We start from the raw sequence: 18496 nt of genomic DNA, 5'->3' as shown, positions 1-18496 counted from the left end.
CTCTTCGTTATCGTGTCGCCCACAGCAAGCCGCGGCGCATAAGCTCAAGTGTTTCCGGCATCCGTACGATGTTGGCTTGATGGCCAAGCGAGTTATAGTACACTTTGCCTTCGCCATAGGTTTTGGTCCACACCACCGGCATCTCCACATCGCCGAAATCCGTCACCGCATGCACTTGAATAGCAGGATCGACATGCATGTAATACTTTTCAGAGACGACGACAAAATCGTTTATTCCCTCTGTCAGAGAATGCTGACGATCTTTGATCCGCACCGTGTAGGTAACACCGTCATTGCCCGGATGAGCGACCCATTGACCGCCGACCATGTATTGGTACTCGACTTCATTCCGGAAGGAATCCCCCATCCCGCCGTGGCAGCCGGCAATCCCGGTTCCACCTTCTTTCACTGCGGCAAGTAACGGTGTCAATTGCTCTTTCTCAATTTTCCCCATCGTCCATACAGGTACAATGAGATCAATGCCTTTCAAGCGTTCCGCATCCTTAAAACTATCCAGCGTATCAGATACCTCCACGCCATAACCTTCTTCGCGCAATAACCCCGCAAAAATCCCAGCCACTTCCTCAGGTTGATGACCATCCCAGCCACCCCAGACAATCAATGCTTGTTTACTCATCTTGCGCAAGCTCCTCTCTGCTTCTGATTAAGCTTAAACCTCGCTAATTTTCACCCAACGGCGCTGCTCAATGGATTGATCCACGGCTTCCAGCACCTCTTGACACTTCACGCCATCCACAAAATTCGGAACCGGCTGACGATCTTCTGAAAGCGCGTTCATTAGCTCCACAACCTCGTGCACGAACGTGTGCTCATACCCGATTGTATGTCCGGCCGGCCACCAAGCATCCATATAAGCGTGGGGCGCATCTGTTGCCAGAACACGGCGGAACCCCTGAACATCCTCATCATCACTTGTAAAATATACCTGCAGCTCGTTCAAGCGCTCAAAATCAAACTTCACACTGCCTTTACTGCCATTAATTTCAAAAGAATTCGTACACCGGTGACCGGCTGCAAACCGTGTAGCCTCGAAGCTGCCCAGCGCTCCGTTCGCGAAACGGGCCATAAACAACGTCGCGTCATCCACAGTGACCGGACCATGCGGCGCGTCCTTGCTGCCCTTGGCGCTAAGTCCTGTCATGGAGCTCGGCAGTGGACGCTCCTTCACGAACGTCTCGCTCATCCCGATAACTTCTGTCATATCGCCAACCAGGAAATGCGCCAGATCGATCAGATGCGCACCCAAATCGCCGTGCGATCCGGAGCCGGCAATCTCCTTCTGCAAGCGCCATACCAGCGGGAACGTCGGATCTACGATCCAGTCCTGCAGGAACCACGCGCGGAAGTGATAGATCTCGCCGAGTCGACCGCTCTCGACCAGCTTCTTCGCGAGCTGCACCGCAGGAGCAAACCGGTAGTTGAAGCCGACCATGTGCTTCACCCCGGCCGTTTCAGCCGCCTCCAGCATCTCCCTTGCATCGGCAAGGGTCAGCGCCAGCGGCTTCTCACAGAACAGGTGCTTGCCGGCTTTGGCCGCTGCAAGCGCGATTTCCTTGTGCGCGTCGCTGGGAGCATTGATATCGACGATGTCGATCTCAGGATGCGTAACCAGCTCGCGCCAGTCGGTGACGTAACCATCCCAGCCGAACTGCTCGGCTGCGGTTTTGACACCGTTCTCATCACGTCCGCAGATGAGCTTCATGTTCGGCACCGCCGTCTGCGGGAAAAACATGTGCAAATCCTTATAAGCATGGCTGTGCGCTTTGCCCATAAACTTATAACCGACCATACCAATATTGAATGATTTCATAAAATTGAAAGCCTCCTTAAGTGGTTAATCGTTCTATCCTTATATAAGTGAACTGCTCTTAGATGACTGACGAATGATGAGTTGGGTTGGCAGCTTAACATTGGGAGGATTCACACTTTCCCCCTGCATGACGCGAGCCAATACACTTCGTGCCGCTTCTTTTCCCATCTCATAAAATGGCACATTAATACTGCTGAGCGGTGGGTCGCTCAGTTTAGCGGCATCGGAGTCATCGCAGCCCACGACGGCAAAGTCCCGACCTGCCACCCAACCTTTTTCCCGAAGTCCTTGCATCAGGCCGATAGCCATGCGATCATTTGCGGCAAAAACCGCTTCCACCTGCTCCCGCTGCGCCCAAAGCCTTTCCGCTGCTTCGTAACCGCTTTTCCGGCTGTAATTGCCTTCAAGCAGCATCTCGTGTGGCGTCTCAAGCCCTGCATCGTACATCGCTTTGAGATAGCCTTGAAGCCTGTCCCCGGAATTGGAGTACTCCGGCGAGCCGTTCAGGAAGGCAATCTTCCGGTAGCCCTCCTCCTGCAAATGGCGAACAGCCTGATAGCTGCCATCGACATGATCGGCATCCACCTCGTGAAAAGCTAAACCCTCAAAATGCTGATTCACCAAACAGAAGGGGTGCCCCTGCTCCTGCAGCTGTTGAAGCGATTCTCGCTGCTCCGGTGTATCTCTTGCGCCCAGAATCACACAAGCATCCACTTTCTGTGATCGGTAGAGCCTCGCGTAGTCCAAGCTTTCATCCGGCTTCAACAACGATAGAAGCAAGTCATACCCCTGCTCCCTTACTTGCTCGCCGATCCCGCTTAAGATTTCCGCAAAATAATATGCTGAGAACAGATGTACCTTAGGCATATAAGGAAGCACCACACCGAGATTTCCGCTGCGTCTTCGTGCAAAGCTTTGCGCAATCGCATTCGGATGATAATTCAGCTGGCCAGCCGCTTCCAGAACACGCGCCTTCGTAGCAGGCTTCATGGGCCCGAGCCCATTAAATACACGGGAAACGGTCGCTTCGGAAACACCGGCTAATTCAGCAACCTCTTTTCTAGTCACCATGTAGAAGCCTCCATTTTCATTACTGAGATCCATTATGTACACGCGTACATTTTCTCATTCAAGAGCTATTTTTGTCAATACATTACCGCCAAAAAATATTCATCTCACATTTCGACACTTACGCCAATCTCCTACAAATAAAACTAACAAAAAACGACTAATTTCTGTAAAATGATCTAATTTATTATATTGCCTATTCGTTGTCTTTCGCTTTATGATTAATGTTATATGGACAACTATGATGTGGGAAGAGTGATCACAATGAAAGTAGCCCAGCGCCTTCTTCACTTGGCCTCATCAACTCTGCGGAGTACGAAAAAAGTGACTCGAAGTCACCTTTTAATTTTGATCAAAAAAGCTGTAAGACGCCATAGCAGAGCTATGCGCGATGCACAAATTCAAATCATTCTTACCTTGGATATTGACCGGTTTCGACAAATCAATTTCTCACTCGGCTACGCGTCCGGTGATCTTCTGTTAGCCGAAGTCGCTCATCGACTGCGCTCCATTCCTAATTGCAGTCTCGCTGTTCGATCCGGGGATGATGAATTTGCGCTGGTTATACACGCAGACCATCAGGAACAGTTGTCCCAAAGCCTTTTGCAGGTACAACAGCTTTTTGAGCAGTCGTTTATGATTCAGGAACATGAATGTTACATTAACGTCAGTATGGGCATGAGTGCCGTGGAGCTAACGCCAGCAACGGTAGAACAAGCGTTGAAACAAGCTGACCAAGCACTTCTGGCCGCCAAACACACTGGCAAAAATAAGCTTGTCACCTACCATTCCATGCTTTCACCCCAACAGACCAGTTCCATGGAAATGGAAACCGAGCTGCGCAAGGCTATTTTAGAAAATCAGCTCATCTTGTACTACCAGCCACGCCTTGAACTCTCTACCGGCAAAATTATTTGTCTGGAAGCTTTGGTGCGATGGAATCATCCCAAGCTCGGCATGATTCCGCCTAATGAATTCATTCCGCTGGCAGAAGAGAGCGGTTTGATTCTGCCCCTTGGCGAATGGGTGCTCCGTGAGGCTTGCCTCCAGAAGATGAGATGGCTCGATGCCGGTATTTTAGACTATCAGGTTGCTGTCAATATCTCGCCGTGCCAGTTCCAGGACGAGAACTTTTCGGATAAAGCCATTCGTATCATTGAGCAGACCGGCATTAATCCTGCTTATCTGGAGTTCGAAATTACGGAAAGCTCGATAATGCAAAACATGGAAAACACCATAGCGGTGTTAGAGAAGCTCTGCAAGAAAGGAATCTCAATCTCCATCGATGATTTCGGAATCGGCTACTCCTCGCTGAATTATCTGAAGCATTTTCCTATTCACTGTTTGAAAATCGACCGGTCCTTCGTTAAAAATATACATAGCAATAAAGACGATCTAGCGATAACCAACGCCATTATTCACCTTGGTCACGCCCTTAACGTGCAAGTGGTAGCTGAAGGTGTAGAAGAATTGAGCCAGCTTGAAATATTGCGTGAAACCACCTGCACGACCATTCAAGGTTATCTCTTAAGTCCGCCGGTTTCCGTTTACGAAATCGAGCAAAGCTTTCATCGATATGACAACAGACCGGTTATGATCTCATAACCGGCCGTATGCTTTGGCGTACCTTCGCATTTTCGCAAATATACGCTTATCCCGCAGTCTGCGGAATATATAAGGATCTGGACTCGTATTGACCTCTAGAATCCATGGATGCAAGTCTTTGTCCAGAGCGACATCAACGCCGATTTCCTTAACTCCCCTGTATTTCGTATTAATCGCTTTAGCCACTCGTTTCCCGAGAACATGCAGCTTCTTGACGTAGACATCCCGCTCACCGGCAGGCAAGTAGCTGTGCAAGAGTGTTTCCACCGGTTTCAGAGTTCCCCCATTGTGAAAATTCGTCACGATTTTACTCGGATGTGCCACTCGGCCAATTACGCCGGTTGTTTCCCAATCGCGCAAAGGTGTTTGCTGCACCATAATTCTGAGGTCGAAGCGATTGCCTTTATATTTCAGCAAGTGAATCCCTTTCTGGACCAGATAGGGTGCTTTTCCCGTTTTCTTCTTGATGGAGGCATACATGTCTTCAAATGTTTTAAATCTTTTCAAATTAACCCCAAGCTGATAGGAATACGGCATGATTTCTCCCTCGCCGTCCGACAATTCCACGCGAATCACACCATTTCCGAACATACCTACATTGGGCTTAATATAGACCATTTTATGCTGAATCAGCATTTGTTTAAGCGTATCTGCGGTCATCCATTTCGTCGTTGGCACATATTCCTTTAGAGCCGCCGTAGCCTCTACCGCCTTGGTTTTGCCAATCTTGCTCATGACATATCTGGGGTATCTAACCTTGGTCCGTTTCTTTAACATTTTTCTCATGTCTTTCCTCCTGCTTCAGTCTATAGAAGTCGGCCAGTGATTGCGATGTTGCCTGCCAGCTGAATTGCTTAACTGCATCGTCCCGCGCTTGCTTCGCTATGCCGCCTGCCCACTTTCTCCGCTTAGCAATGGCCGCAATCCCTTTAGCGAAGGCTCTAGGGTTTCTGAAGTCCCGAATCAATACCCCATTATGCCCGTGCTGTATGATTTCTTTAATCCCCCCATTGGCTGAGGCGATGACCGGGAGCCCGGAAGCCATTGCCTCCACATTCACTAATCCAAAAGCCTCATGCCCTTGCGAAGGACATACGAAGCAATTGGCGAGGCCATACACCTCGTGTATATGGCGATGGGCAATATTTCCCAGAAATTTTGTTGGCACTCTAAGCCTGCGGGCCTTTCTCTGCAAAGACGCTTTGTACCCCTCCGTTTGCTCCCCGCCGGCAATCAGAAGCTTCAGGCCAGCCACCTTTTTTCTAGCCAAATGTACAGCTTTAATTAAATGTGTAATGCCTTTACGCTTAATCAATCTGCCGACATAAAGAATATGGAACCCGCGGCCGACTCGGTATTTATGCCTCAACCGCTGCTTCATGGCTGCCGATATGGGCTTGAATCGTTTAATATCCGTCCCAAGGTAAATGCGATGCAGCTTGGCGCGGCGCTTGGGGAATAACCGGATTAGCTCCTGTTCCAGCGAGGCACTATTCGCTACAATCCAATCCACTTTCCCTAGCAGTGCCGAGCACTTCGAAATCGATATATAAGGCGGTTTCACGAACGTCAACGAATGCAGGAAAAGAGAGACGGGGCTATGGGGAAACTGGCGCTTAATAGCTGCCGCGAATACAGGTCGATTGTCAACTTGAACCCAGTCGAATTTCTCACCTTTCATCGCCTTCATAACTTCCTTCAAATATTGCTTCGAGCTCTTCGCCCGAACCCTCACAATCTTGAGCGAGCCCCTCCGGGTTGTGTTTGTATAAGCACGGTGCTGCCTCGAGATAATCGTCACATGATGCTGTTTGGCAAGCTGACGGGCGATGGCATAAATGCATATTTCAACGGATCCACCTTTTAGCGGCGGCACTGGAATTTGTTCAGGAGCAATGATCAGTAGATGCACGTTCTCTCTTTCACATCCTTATGGCCTGCGCGCCCTGTATTCGTAACCCGTACTTATTGTATGAAGCAAACCGTCCATCGGCAACCAAAAAAGAAGAGACCGCACACCAGATTTTACTCTGGCGCACAGCCTCTTCAGGTTGTTATAAGCCTTATGGAGCACTCGTTAAAAACTTCGCATTCGGGTTCTTTTCCATGGAGGATCTTAGTGCGTATTCACTCTCGAATAGCCCGACGTAATTCCCTTTTTTATCTTTCACCAGCTGGGAATTAATACGGAACTTGCCCGGATCGATCTTATCATCGATAATCCAGCGAGCGAACTGATAGTTCTGGCGCTGCAATTGAATATCAACACCATACTCCGATCTCATCCGGTGCTCAAGCACCTCGAACTGCAGTTGGCCGACGACGCCGAGAATCATATCCTCGAAACCGATCGTCGTGAAGACCTGAATCATGCCTTCTTCCGTCAACTGATCGATGCCCTTGAGGAACTGTTTTTGCTTCAGCGCATTTTTAATCGATACCTTGCTGAAAAGCTCCGGAGAGAACGTTGGAAGTTCGTCGAAAACAATGGCTTCCCCTTCGCTCAGCGAATCCCCAATTCGGAAAATACCTGGATCAAACAAGCCAATGATATCGCCAGGGAATGCCTGTTCTACGATATCGCGGTCTTGCGCCAGAAACTGCTGGGGTTGAGCCAGCTTGATATCCTTGCCCATACGAACATGCTTAACCGACATGCCGCGCTCGAATTTACCGGACACAATACGCAGGAACGCAACGCGGTCGCGGTGAGCCGGATTCATATTCGCTTGAATTTTGAATACGTAGCCCGAGAACTTCTCTTTCGTAGGCTCAATTACTCCTACTGTGCTGTTGCGCGGCTCTGGCTTTGGCGCCAGCTGCAGGAAGTTCTCCAGGAACGTCTGCACACCGAAATTGTTCACGGCACTTCCGAAGAAAACAGGGGTAAGCTCGCCCTTCAACACTTTTTCCATATCGAAAGGATCGCCAGCTACGTCTAGAAGTTCAATGTCATTGCGTAGTTGCTGATGCAAGAATTCACCGGCAATTTGGCGAACCAGCGGATCTTCCACGCCATCCACCTTGCGAACCTCAATATCTTTGTGATCCTCGCCATTGTATAGCTCCACTTGCGACTTACCACGATCGTACACGCCGCAGAACTGTTTGCCTGAGCCAATCGGCCAGTTCATCGGGTAGGATCGAATGCCGAGCACTTCCTCCAGCTCTTCGAGAAGCTCAAATGGATCGCGGCCTTCGCGGTCCAATTTGTTAATAAACGTAAAGATCGGAATACCGCGCATCCGGCAAACCTGGAATAATTTCTTGGTCTGTGTCTCGACCCCTTTGGCCACGTCAATCAACATCACGGCGCTATCTGCTGCCGTCAGCGTCCGGTACGTGTCCTCACTGAAGTCTTGGTGACCAGGTGTATCCAGAATATTAACCCGGTGCCCTTCATAGTCGAATTGCATCACACTGGATGTAACGGAAATTCCACGTTGCTTTTCAATTTCCATCCAGTCCGACGTTGCATGCTTGCTAGCTTTGCGCCCTTTGACCGTTCCGGCTAAGCGAATCGCGCCTCCGAATAACAGCAGTTTCTCGGTCAGTGTTGTTTTCCCCGCATCCGGGTGAGAAATAATCGCGAACGTGCGCCGCTTAGCGACTTCCGTTTCGAGAAGCTTTGTGAGTTGCGTAGTCATTTGTTAGTTTAATTCCCTTCTTCTTTTACATGGATACTACTAGGTGTTGCTTATTGATTAAGCTTGGGCTTTCTGCAAATCGATACTCCAATTCGCTTCATCAAGGAACGTACGGTTGCTGAACTCTCTACCACGTACGACGACCTTATCAGCAAATACTTGGACATAGATACCCTGAGCTTTATTCTTAGCTTCCTGTTGATACGCACGGTTCAGCGTTCTGCCGACCGAGGAATTGTGGAAATAATGGAATGTTTCCTGCACATAATGCGGAGTCCCATTCTGGAAATCTTGATGGCGGTGTCCACAGAAGACGAACACATTCTTATAGGGCTTCAACGTTTCGCGGAATTGGATTGCGCGGATTAATTGGTGAGATCCCCCATCTGTCCCATTTGGCGGCAGCGGTTGATGTGTCATAACGAACAAAGGTCTGCCCGGTTGATACAGGGCTTTAACTCGCTCCTTGAACCAGGCCAACTGTTCATCGGAATACCATGCGCCTTCACCGACTTCCGGCTTCTCCTGAACATAGGCTTCTTGTGAAAGCAGCAGAATGGAGTGACCTTTCGTCGTAAAATCATTATAAAGCGACTTGTAGCCAAAAAACTTTTTAAACTGCTCTCGGCTGACTTCATCGCTCTTACCATTCGGAACGGCCGCTTGATCCCAATTATTCGCTTTATTGATCCAAATCGTGTAATAGTCGTGGTTCCCCATGTTCGCATGAACCGGAGGAAGTTTATACTCACTTACAATGGTACGCAGCTCCTTATAATCTCGTTCCGTTCCTGTATCGGTTAAATCGCCTGTTAACATAATGGCGTCAACTGGACCGTCGAAATGTGTAATGTCATCGAGCGCTTGCCTCAATTTCTTCACGGTTAACGGGTCACCTACGCTGATATGAAGGTCGCTTAATATAAAATAGGACATTAGCGGACCTGTCGGCAACGGTTCGGCCGAAGGCTGCGCCACAGCTTGAGCGGGCTCGGGTGAAGCAGATGATACGGCTGGCTGATCTTCCGCCATAAACCTTTTTTTTACCATTTGACTAAAAAAAGCACTTATTCCAACCAATGCAGCCCCGATTGCAAGCAGCCATCTTATAAAAGCTCTTCGTGACATAAACGCACCCCAAGTATAATAGTAAGGATTTACTCCGTAAGATCTATTATACCATAAAAAATCCAATAGGCGTCAGTCGCCTATTGGATGTTATGCATGCTTACTTAAGTTAAAACCGTTGTTTTTTGAACGGTTTCCCAATCGACTTCGCCTTCATTTTGACCGTTGATCGGCCACCACTTAAACCCGTCTTCCGTTAGCAGTCTAGTCGCCTCTTCAGGTCCCCAAGATCCAGCCGGATATTCTTTCAGATCATCCGTTTTCTCGTTCCATGCCGCAGCAATGCGGTCTACATAAGACCAAGCTAACGCCACTTCATCCCAACGCGTGAAGTACGTAGAATCTCCACGGGCTGCATCATACAGCAAACGCTCATACGCTTCCGGCGTATTAATGCCGATTTGGCAGCTTTGGCAGAAATCCATAGCAACCGGAACGATGACGCCTTCTGATCCTGGCTGCTTCGCATTCATTTTCAAGTAAATGCCTTCCATCGGATTAACGCGGAAAACAAGCAGATTCGGTTCCATTACATGCTTTTTAGCCAAATAAACGTTGTTCGGAATGTTTTTGAATTCAACGACAACCTCGGTTGTTTTGACCGGCAGCCTTTTCCCTGTCCGGATGTAGAACGGCACTCCAGCCCAGCGGAAATTATCGACATGAACACGCGCAGCGAAATACGTTTCCGTCGTCGATTGCGGGTTCACGGAATCTTCCTCACGGTAAGCCGGTAACGTTTTGCCTTTGCTGGAACCACTGGAATATTGGCCACGAACGACATTTGCACGAACATCATCGCCATCTTCGAACAGGCGCAAAGAACGCAAAACCTTGACCTTCTCATCGCGAATATCTTCCGGATGCAGGCGGCTAGGCGGCTCCATCGCCATCATCATCAACATTTGAAGCATATGGTTTTGGCCCATATCGCGCAAAGCGCCCGAGTGGTCGTAATATCCGCCACGCTCTTCAACGCCGACGGTTTCGCTTAATGTAATTTGAATATTTGCTATGTATTTATTGTTCCATAGCGGCTCGAAGAAGGCGTTCGCGAAACGCACAAACTCAATGTTTTGTACCATCTCTTTACCGAGGTAGTGGTCAATGCGGTAGATATCCTTCTCCTCGAACACTTGACGGAGTTGACCGTTCAAACGCTCAGCCGAAGGTAGATCGTAACCGAATGGTTTCTCAATCACCAGACGGTGCCAACCTTTGGTTTTGAGCAAACCGCCTTCGCTTAAATTGTAGGACACGTTGCCGAAAAGCTCCGGCGCCAAAGCCAGGTAGAACAAGCGGTTGCCGCCCGTTTGATATTGCTCATCCAGTCTTGTGGACAACACGTTTAACTCGTGGAAGCCGGCCACGTTGTTAATATCCAAAGACATGTACTCGAAACGGCTTGAGAAGCGAGTCCATTCCTCATCGTCCGTAATTTTGTAACGGGCAAATTCTTGGATCGAATGTTTCACGTCATCGCGGAATTGTTCACTCGTCCGAGGTCTGCGAGCAAGACCGACAACGGCGAAATTTTCTCCTAATTTCCCTTCCCGATACAAGCTATAAAAAGCTGGAAATAGTTTTCTTTTCGCCAAATCGCCGGTTGCCCCGAAAATATAAAATACAGCTCCACTCATATATGCATCATTCTTTCTCTATTAGGATTGGTTAATATGCTTAGCATACCTAAAATTGTCAAGCTATTCAACTTTTCTGAGAACTTTCCCTATAACAATTTCTTATACCGATCTAGACATCCGTCTATACCGAAATGGGGCCTTCCGAATAGGCTACAGTACATACAAATACGGAGGTGCCAAGAGTCTTATGCAGCCCATTCATCCGATCACCGAAAAAGCTTGCAAAAGCCTGTGCGGAAAACCAGTTCTGCTTTATCTTAATGATGGTTCCCAAATCTTTGGAGTTTTAAGCCGTTTGGAGAAAAATACGCTTATTCTTAATGAAGAGGCTCGCCCAACGCTTAATTCAACCGCATCCAAGAAGAAACGTAAAACAACTGCCAAAGCAAAATCGGTCCAACCAAAGAAAGAAACCTCAGAAACATCCAGCACGGGGCCGCAACTGGAGCAATTAAACTTCTTTGGAATGCCGCTTTTCGGCGGTCCATCTCCCGGCCCAGAAGCCATCGATATTCCAATTGACCGGGTTGCTGCTATGTTCAGCGAATAAAGAAAAGGCTGCCGATGACTTGCTCATCAGCAGCCCTAGTATTACCGAACAAGCTTCTTTTTCATTCGGAAGCAGCTTAGCTCAGGGAGATACTCTTCAATCTCATACCCTTTGCTGGAATAAAAGCCAATGGCATTGGGATTGCTATCATCGACGAAAAGCTCTGCTGTGCGGCAGCGCTCACTTTTCCCATACTCCTCAGCCATTTTCATGAGCTCTTTCCCCAGTCCTTTCCCCTGCTCACGGGGATCGACGGCCAGCATATCGACGAACAGCACGTTCGATTTGCGAATAACCGAGATGAACCCATAAGGCTGTTTATATCCTTTAGCTGCCACAAACGTTTTGTTGTGGTTCAGCCGCTTGCGAATTTCTGAAAAAGTAATCGAAACGCCTGACTGATACTGTCTGGAAAAAGGCACTAACTGTTCAACAATCAAACGATGAATCGCCCGATCGTCGTTAGCAGCTAACCGTTTGCGAATCACGCTGCATCGCCTCCACAAGAAGCAATAATGCTATCTTATGTTGCTCCTGGCGGAATTGACTCAGCTACTTGCTTATCTTCCATCTGACAAGTACCAATTTACCCCAATACCTACGAATGATATACTAGACTTATGTGAAAAGGGGTGATTGAAATGATCTATGCCTATCCTCCGATAACAGCAGTAAATAGCTACCAGACCCATAAGGATTATTATCGGGTTAGCGGTATCCGCGGCATCGCAGGCGGTAAATCTACCACGATTCGTGAGCAGCTTAATTTGCCATATGAGGGCTCACCGTATCAAAAAATCGCAAAAGCTGCAGCCCAAAACGTAGCTGGATTCGTTCAAACTGCCCAGAATGCCAAGCTCACCGCACAATCCTTGGTCCAAGCAAGACCTGGCGACAACAATCGTGAAACCATCCTAGAGCCTATCCGTGAATTTGTAGATACATATAATGAACTTCAGACCTCCTTACGAGAGTCGCCTGCGTACATGAATCGTTCCCTTCTTGCCGGGCTAGAGCAAGCCGCTAAGCCTTATTCGCTCAAAGAAATCGGCATCGACAAGCTTGATGATGGCAGCCTTGAGTTTCAGGAACAGGAGCTTCAAGGTCAGGTCAACAGCCTGTCCAGCTCTTTTCGAAAAAGTCTCGACAGCCTTACCAGCTTCGCTTCTACCTTGGCGAACAACCTTGGACAGCTGCAGCAAGTTCCCTCTGAAGCATTGTTTCAAATGTCCCATTCTGACCTAAAACCTTACGGGCAATACCGTTCCAAACTCCAAGCCTACTTGCCGGTTCCGATGAGAGGGCTGCTGCTCGATACACAGATGTGATTTAAAAAAAGCGACCCTCTGGAATGAGCTTATGCATCTGCATGCTCACCCAGAGGGTCGCTTTTTTTAGAAGAGCTTCTTGCCTAAGACATGATCGAGTGGAACGTAGCCAATGACACGGCTGTCCATACTGTTATTTCGGTTATCTCCCATCACGAATACGTGATCTTCCGGAACTGTCCATTCCTTGTTCCCGTTTGCTCTCATCGCCTCGTTCAAGTACGGCTCTTCGAGCAATTGGCCGTTCCGGTACAATTTATCGTCTTTCATCTCTAAATGGTCGCCAGGCTTCCCAATCACACGTTTGATCCATACGTGTTTGTCATCACCTTTTGTAAATAAGCTAAGCAGAGGGCTATCCAGCAGATCGTTCTTGAACGTCCGCTTCAAATCAACTCTAGAATCAATAATGACGATGTCTTCATAATTAGGTTCGTAATTGAACGTATGAGAAAGCTTTGATACATACACACGCTGGCTGTCATGCAGCGTCGGGTCCATAGAATGACCCATTACTTTGGTCGATTGGAACACAAAAACGCCAAGAAATACGACTAAAACAAAAGAAATGGCAATGGAACCAAACCAGCTCCACAATTGCTTGAGAAAATTCATCCTTATCGCTCCCTTGTCCCATGTTGCTACTCAGCCAAGCCGTGCTTAAAGGCATAGATTGCCGCTTGTGTTCGATCCTCCACACCAAGCTTGGCGAGTACGTTCGTGACGTGAAATTTCACTGTTTTCACACCGATAAACAAATCATCCGCCAGCTCTTGGTTCGACTTCCCTTTGGCGATCAGCCTCAGGACTTCCATTTCCCGATCTGTCAGCTCTTCATGCGGTTCCGCTGCCGCCTTAGGCTGTCTGAAACGGTTCATAATCTTAGAGGCAACCTGAGACTCCAGAATGGATTGCCCTTTGGCCGCGGCTCGAATCGCTTGCGCAATTTCGGAAGCGCGAGACGTCTTGAGCAAGTAACTAAAGGCCCCAGCTTCAATCACTGGATACATTTTCTCATCATCCAAGAAGCTAGTCAACACAATGACTTTACATTCCGGGTACAGCTGAAGCAGCTTCCGAGTCGTTTCGATCCCATCCATGCCTTCCATGACCAAATCCATCAGCACGACATCCGGTCGATATTCCTGAGCTAACCGAATGCCATCTTGCCCGTTGCTGGCTTCTCCGACCACTTCAATGCCATCTTCTGTTCCCAGAACAGCGGCAAGCCCGATCCTCACCATTTCATGATCATCGACAAGCAAGACCTTAATCAATGTATCGTCCATTTGCTTCTCCTCTCGTCAGCAGAACTGTCATCCTATTTTCCACTACCAACACCATCATCAATTAACAACACGAACCGACTATACACTTTCCACTGCATCTGTAGCTAGAATCGGCACTCGAATTTCAATACGCGTACCACGATCAGGAGCTGTAATAATGTCAACAGAGCCGCCAATTTCGTTAACCCGCTCCTTCATAGACACGATGCCGTAGGAGGTAAGTTTCTTCGCATCCAGTTCAAAACCGACACCATCATCGCGGATCGCCAGACGAACGCCGTCAGCGCGGTGAAGCAGCTTAACCTCGAGCTTATTCGCTTTGGAATGGCGCAATGCATTGGAGAGCGCTTCCTGTACAATCCGGAACAGGTGATCCTCAATACCTTTATTTAAACGAATCTCTTCGTCCATATCCCATGTAATCGCCATCGGCACTTTGGCCGCCAGCTCTTTGAGAAGCTCAACAAGCCCTTCGGACAATCGTTTTCCTTCCAAATGGATAGGCCGCAAATGAAGCAGCAGCGCCCTCATCTCCGATTGCGCAACGGAAGCCATTTCCTCAATCAGATGAATCTGCCGTTTGGCTTTCTCGAAATCCTTGTCCAATGTCCGGCCAACAGCGGTTGCGGTCATCGAGATCGCGAACAATTGCTGGCTTACTGCATCGTGCAGCTCCCGCGCTAAACGCTGCCGTTCTTCAATAACAGCCGACAATTTCGCTTTCTCCGCAAGCTCGGCGTTATTGTTAGAAAGTCGCTGCAGGGAAGTAACCTGCTCTTCCCAACGTTTCATAATGCGGCCGAGCTGCTCGCCGAGACGCCCGATCTCATCTTCACCATTCTGGAAGCCTTCGCGGGCGAAGGTCCCTTTTTCAAGCAAAATCATCGTCTCCATCAGCGGCTCAAGCCGGCGTGTAATCCGTGAGCTGTTCCAGTAACCGTACCCTGCGCCAATGCCTCCGATAATCACGATGGCCATGAAAACGAATTTCACACCTTCTTGCCAGCTCGTAAATGGATTGATTAGATTGTTTGAGTTCATAAAATAGATGATAGCGCCAAATACAAAAAAACTAAAAATAATCGATTCAGCCATACTGCGCCATATCATATTCGTTAATCTGCGTTTATAGCCGTCCAATATGCGCTGAACCTCCTCTAGACTTTTACATCACTTTAATTTTAATATCTCCTACGATATAAGAAAGCACAAGTTTCACGCGGTGATCGCAGCTCTCATAATTGGACGACTGCCACTGTAATTTGTTCATTACGCCTGACTCACGCTCACTTGCGACTTGAATTTGGCCAAATGTAACGGATGCCCCAACTGAGACGCCAATATCATCCGGTACCTTTATATCTACGTCGCCTATCACACCTTGCAGAATAAGCGTAGTCTCCTTTTGCTCCAGTATCGCAAGCGAGAGATCGATATACGTCTCCCCAATAATGTACCATGTTGAACTATTGCGCATGATCCAAGGCTCACGCCCCAATCGAACGCTATCCATCAGCTTCTGCTTCTGAATATAGGTGTCATCTTTATGCACTTGCTTAGACCTTATGAAAAAGAATCCTAATGAAATCAAAACGATAGCGAAAACAATCGTAATATGATCACCAAACAGAATCACAGCCCCCACGCCGATGAGCACAAACCCTTTGCGCTCTTTGCGGGAACGGACCCGATGAATGCCCAGCAAGACGAGGATAATCGCAAGAATGGGGAAAAAGCCTATCGTATGATCCAGAAGCAAAAAAAGACCGGCGCCAATCAGCACAAGAGCTGTATTCCGGTTGCGGTTGTTTTTGGTTTCTTCGCCCATCGCTGCACCTCCTCTGGCTGCCGATTAATTCGTTCATATAGATTCCTAGCATACCATAAGAATGGACAGCCTCCAAGATGCAAATCCTTGCCCAGCAAGGCTCTAGCATGAGGAAAGGAGGCCGGAGCTCGGCTGCGCCGCATCCTGTCGCGGCGCAGTACAATCACGCGAGGCTTATTTCTTGTCGCGCCAATCCTGCTGAAGCTTGCGCATCTCTTGCTTGAGGTTGCTGCCAGCCTCCTTCAGCGTCTCTTTCGACACGCGCCCCGCCACGCGCAGCCCCTGCAGCGCTTCCCGGCCGAGCTCGCGGCCGGTCGCTTCCAGCTCGCGCAATGCTTCGCGAGCTTCTTCCTTGGACAGCCCGCTTCGCGGCTGTCCCGCTCCTGCTGCGCGGCCTGCACGCAGCACCGCCAGCTCGTCTGCGAGCGCCAGGCAGACGTCCTGGCTGCTCGCGTACTGCGCGCGGTACTGCGCGCACGCAGCTTCCAAGCGCAGCTTCTCTTGCAGCGCCATACGCGCCAGCTCTTCGTCGCCTGCGCGCATGGCCAGCTCGGCCTGCTCGGCGCGCAGCTGCGCCATCTCCTCCGCGTCGACGCTTTGCTGGCGCAGCTCAATCGTTCGCTGCAGCGCTTCCTCGTAGCGCTCTTCCAGCTCGGCGATGCCGCGCGATGCTCCATCGTGTCCGCCGTGTCCTGCGTTCCTCGAGTGGCCGCCTCCCCGTTCATGCAGGTCCAGCTTGCTTGCTGCCTCCTGCAAGGCCATATCGGCCATTTTACCAATTCGATCAAATACGCTCATGATCCACACCTCCTAAATTCCTGTTGATTAAAGTTTGAACTCCGCCGAATCGTTTTGTTTTTTTAGCATGCGATAGCCGTAATACATTAACCACACAGCAAACACAATCGCTAGGAATCCAGATAATTTAGTAATTAATATCAGGGCACCAATGCCGAAAATCACCCAGCCCATCTTCTTGCCATGGGTTATCCCCACATAACCAAGCCCCACCATCGCCACAGGAACCAGCAGTCCCATGACATGAAAATGCATACCAACTTGATGCATACAAATAAGAAAGCCTACCGCTATTAGAATGAACGCCCAACTTTTTGATCGATTCATGCTCACTATTGCACCGCCCTTCGCGTAATCTTCATGCTACTATCGTAGCCGAAAAGGATGTGTGTCAAAACGGACTCCCGACTGTTTTTGTACCTAGACCTAAGTCCAGTATGCACTAAGACCTTTAACCATATTTTGGGCGTTGTTTCTCTTATTCTATCAATGATAGAATATTTGAAGCCGAGTCCGGTGCACAGACAAAGTGCCGGTACGGGGGACGATTTACATGGGGTGAATATTTGCTTTGTACGCAGAGCAGACTAGGGAGAACCTTCTTCCCGAACCCGTCAACTAACCTCGGAGGCTCATTTTGAAGGAGGATTACCAATTGAATATGTTTACAAAAGGGTTAGCGTGCCTTGCTGTGTCCGCCACAGTTTTGGCAGGAGGCTTTCTTTCCCCATTTTCGGGACATGCCTATGCAGCCGCCGCGAGTATGGACGTGAAAGTGCAAGTCAACGATGACCTGGTTCAATTTCCGGATGCCCAGCCTTATTTGGATGACAACCACGCTACACAAGTACCGATCCGTTTCGTAACAGAGAAACTGGGTTATGATGTACAATGGCAAAAGGAAGGCGACGAAATTAAAGTCACACTGAACAATGACAAGCACTCTATTTCCTTGGTGTCCGGCCAAAAAGAGGCCGAAATCGATAGCACCCCTGTCGAGATGGACACACACGCTGAGTTCCAAAACGGTCGTGTCTACGTGCCGCTTCGGTTCTTAAGCAATGCTTCCGACATTCCCGTTCAGTGGGATGCAAGCAGCAACCTAGCGATTTTAAGTAAAGACGGCAATCATCACGCACCTGATTATGAACTATTTGAGTCAACAGCTTACTCCGCAGATCCTTCTGAAAATGGAGGCTTTGGAGCATTGGACTATATGGGGAATCCATTAGGAATCGGAACCGTTGCTGTAGATCCATCGGTTATTCCACTTGGATCTAAGCTCTATATAGAAGGTTATGATTTCAACGGCCTGCCAAAAGGCGGCATGTATGCTTATGCAACGGATACCGGTAGTTCCATCAAAGGCAAACGCGTTGATATTTTTATTCCAGGCTCCCAGCAATCCTTACGCAAATTCGGCTTCCAAACTGTAAAAGTGTACAAACTAAACCCGTGATGATCACGGGTTTTTTAATTTTGACGAGCATACGGCCAACTACCTAAAGCCTCACATAAACTGCGATGCAACTCCGGGACCTCCCTATCTATTCGATCGAATCGTCTCAAAGGAACTGGAGTCCGCTATTTGTGGAAAAACGAGCATTTCTCTTTTGTAACGGAACTACAGGCTCTTATTTGTCCTCGAACGTGCGATTTTCAGGAGATATCGGGAAAATAGTACCCTGTAGTTCCCTTCAGGTAACCGAAAAGGCGTTTCTCCCTGAAATAGCCCCCCACAGTTCCCTTTCAGGTGAGGATACCGTGCAACTGCAGTACGA

General features: G+C 48.8%; 19 protein-coding genes and 1 riboswitch. Of the genes, 4 read left to right on the top strand and 15 right to left on the bottom strand.

Translation table 11 applies throughout. From position 1 onward, the window contains the following. Positions 1–7 precede the first annotated feature (7 nt). From RQP52_RS17960 to RQP52_RS17950, 3 genes are read right to left on the bottom strand one after another with little or no spacing between them, the layout of a single operon-like run. Positions 8–637, bottom strand: a complete 630-nt coding sequence (locus RQP52_RS17960) for a ThuA domain-containing protein (protein WP_315953152.1) — start codon at positions 635–637, stop codon at positions 8–10. Positions 638–670: 33 nt separating this feature from the next. Further along, on the bottom strand, positions 671–1831 hold the full coding sequence (locus RQP52_RS17955; RefSeq protein WP_315953151.1) for a Gfo/Idh/MocA family protein: 1161 nt from the start codon (positions 1829–1831) through the stop codon (positions 671–673). Positions 1832–1870: 39 nt separating this feature from the next. After that, complete coding sequence (locus RQP52_RS17950) at positions 1871–2902, bottom strand: LacI family DNA-binding transcriptional regulator (protein ID WP_315953150.1); 1032 nt, start codon at positions 2900–2902, stop codon at positions 1871–1873. A gap of 228 nt (positions 2903–3130) precedes the next feature. Between RQP52_RS17950 and RQP52_RS17945 the strand changes: the two genes are divergently transcribed. Continuing rightward, the gene (locus RQP52_RS17945) at positions 3131–4504 is read left to right on the top strand and encodes a putative bifunctional diguanylate cyclase/phosphodiesterase (RefSeq protein WP_315953149.1); all 1374 of its coding nucleotides are present in this window, start codon (positions 3131–3133) and stop codon (positions 4502–4504) included. Here RQP52_RS17945 and RQP52_RS17940 read toward each other — a convergent pair. From RQP52_RS17940 to zwf, 5 genes are all read right to left on the bottom strand, one after another. Then, positions 4499–5290 (bottom strand): YheC/YheD family protein, encoded by a 792-nt coding sequence (locus tag RQP52_RS17940; protein WP_315953148.1) that lies wholly within the window; start codon positions 5288–5290, stop codon positions 4499–4501. The genes RQP52_RS17945 and RQP52_RS17940 overlap by 6 nt on opposite strands. Next, a complete protein-coding gene (locus RQP52_RS17935) occupies positions 5256–6416 on the bottom strand; it encodes a glycosyltransferase family 4 protein (protein WP_315953147.1) in 1161 nt (386 codons plus the stop codon). The genes RQP52_RS17940 and RQP52_RS17935 overlap by 35 nt, the downstream gene beginning before the upstream one ends. A gap of 151 nt (positions 6417–6567) precedes the next feature. Continuing rightward, positions 6568–8151, bottom strand: a complete 1584-nt coding sequence (locus RQP52_RS17930) for a peptide chain release factor 3 (protein ID WP_315953146.1) — start codon at positions 8149–8151, stop codon at positions 6568–6570. Positions 8152–8208: 57 nt separating this feature from the next. Next, positions 8209–9201, bottom strand: a complete 993-nt coding sequence (locus RQP52_RS17925) for a metallophosphoesterase family protein (protein WP_315953145.1) — start codon at positions 9199–9201, stop codon at positions 8209–8211. Between the two features lie 182 nt (positions 9202–9383). Then, positions 9384–10919 carry a glucose-6-phosphate dehydrogenase gene (gene zwf / locus RQP52_RS17920; RefSeq protein ID WP_315953144.1) on the bottom strand — a complete coding sequence of 512 codons (1536 nt, stop codon included), beginning with the start codon at positions 10917–10919 and terminating at the stop codon, positions 9384–9386. Positions 10920–11109: 190 nt separating this feature from the next. Between zwf and RQP52_RS17915 the strand changes: the two genes are divergently transcribed. After that, positions 11110–11472 carry a hypothetical protein gene (locus RQP52_RS17915; protein ID WP_315953143.1) on the top strand — a complete coding sequence of 121 codons (363 nt, stop codon included), beginning with the start codon at positions 11110–11112 and terminating at the stop codon, positions 11470–11472. A gap of 41 nt (positions 11473–11513) precedes the next feature. On the opposite strand, the gene RQP52_RS17910 is transcribed toward RQP52_RS17915, so the two are convergent. Further along, positions 11514–11960 (bottom strand): GNAT family N-acetyltransferase, encoded by a 447-nt coding sequence (locus tag RQP52_RS17910; protein WP_164819534.1) that lies wholly within the window; start codon positions 11958–11960, stop codon positions 11514–11516. A gap of 153 nt (positions 11961–12113) precedes the next feature. Here RQP52_RS17910 and RQP52_RS17905 point away from each other — a divergent pair, with 153 nt between their 5' ends. Continuing rightward, the gene (locus RQP52_RS17905) at positions 12114–12800 is read left to right on the top strand and encodes a hypothetical protein (RefSeq protein WP_315953142.1); all 687 of its coding nucleotides are present in this window, start codon (positions 12114–12116) and stop codon (positions 12798–12800) included. A gap of 66 nt (positions 12801–12866) precedes the next feature. On the opposite strand, the gene lepB is transcribed toward RQP52_RS17905, so the two are convergent. From lepB to RQP52_RS17875, 6 genes are all read right to left on the bottom strand, one after another. Continuing rightward, complete coding sequence (lepB, locus tag RQP52_RS17900) at positions 12867–13415, bottom strand: signal peptidase I (protein ID WP_127453163.1); 549 nt, start codon at positions 13413–13415, stop codon at positions 12867–12869. Between the two features lie 26 nt (positions 13416–13441). Beyond that, positions 13442–14089, bottom strand: a complete 648-nt coding sequence (locus RQP52_RS17895) for a response regulator (RefSeq protein WP_127453164.1) — start codon at positions 14087–14089, stop codon at positions 13442–13444. A 78-nt stretch (positions 14090–14167) separates the two neighbouring features. After that, positions 14168–15229 (bottom strand): sensor histidine kinase, encoded by a 1062-nt coding sequence (locus RQP52_RS17890; protein ID WP_315953141.1) that lies wholly within the window; start codon positions 15227–15229, stop codon positions 14168–14170. Positions 15230–15254: 25 nt separating this feature from the next. After that, the gene (gene liaF / locus RQP52_RS17885; protein ID WP_315953140.1) at positions 15255–15917 is read right to left on the bottom strand and encodes a cell wall-active antibiotics response protein LiaF; all 663 of its coding nucleotides are present in this window, start codon (positions 15915–15917) and stop codon (positions 15255–15257) included. A 174-nt stretch (positions 15918–16091) separates the two neighbouring features. Further along, on the bottom strand, positions 16092–16715 hold the full coding sequence (locus RQP52_RS17880; RefSeq protein WP_315953139.1) for a PspA/IM30 family protein: 624 nt from the start codon (positions 16713–16715) through the stop codon (positions 16092–16094). Between the two features lie 27 nt (positions 16716–16742). Continuing rightward, positions 16743–17042: a LiaF transmembrane domain-containing protein gene (locus RQP52_RS17875; RefSeq protein WP_315953138.1), complete on the bottom strand. Its 300-nt coding sequence runs from the start codon at positions 17040–17042 to the stop codon at positions 16743–16745. 168 nt (positions 17043–17210) lie between these two features. Continuing rightward, positions 17211–17363, top strand: a riboswitch (cyclic di-AMP (ydaO/yuaA leader). A 13-nt stretch (positions 17364–17376) separates the two neighbouring features. On the opposite strand from RQP52_RS17875, the gene RQP52_RS17870 reads away from it, so the two are divergent. After that, positions 17377–18174 carry a stalk domain-containing protein gene (locus RQP52_RS17870; RefSeq protein WP_315953440.1) on the top strand — a complete coding sequence of 266 codons (798 nt, stop codon included), beginning with the start codon at positions 17377–17379 and terminating at the stop codon, positions 18172–18174. Positions 18175–18496 lie beyond the last annotated feature (322 nt).

It is taken from the genome of Paenibacillus violae, assembly GCF_032461945.1.
GTDB classification, from domain to species: domain Bacteria; phylum Bacillota; class Bacilli; order Paenibacillales; family NBRC-103111; genus Paenibacillus_E; species Paenibacillus_E violae.
The sequence above is the reverse complement of the archived record's forward strand: the minus strand, read 5'-3'. Positions and strand labels throughout refer to the sequence as shown.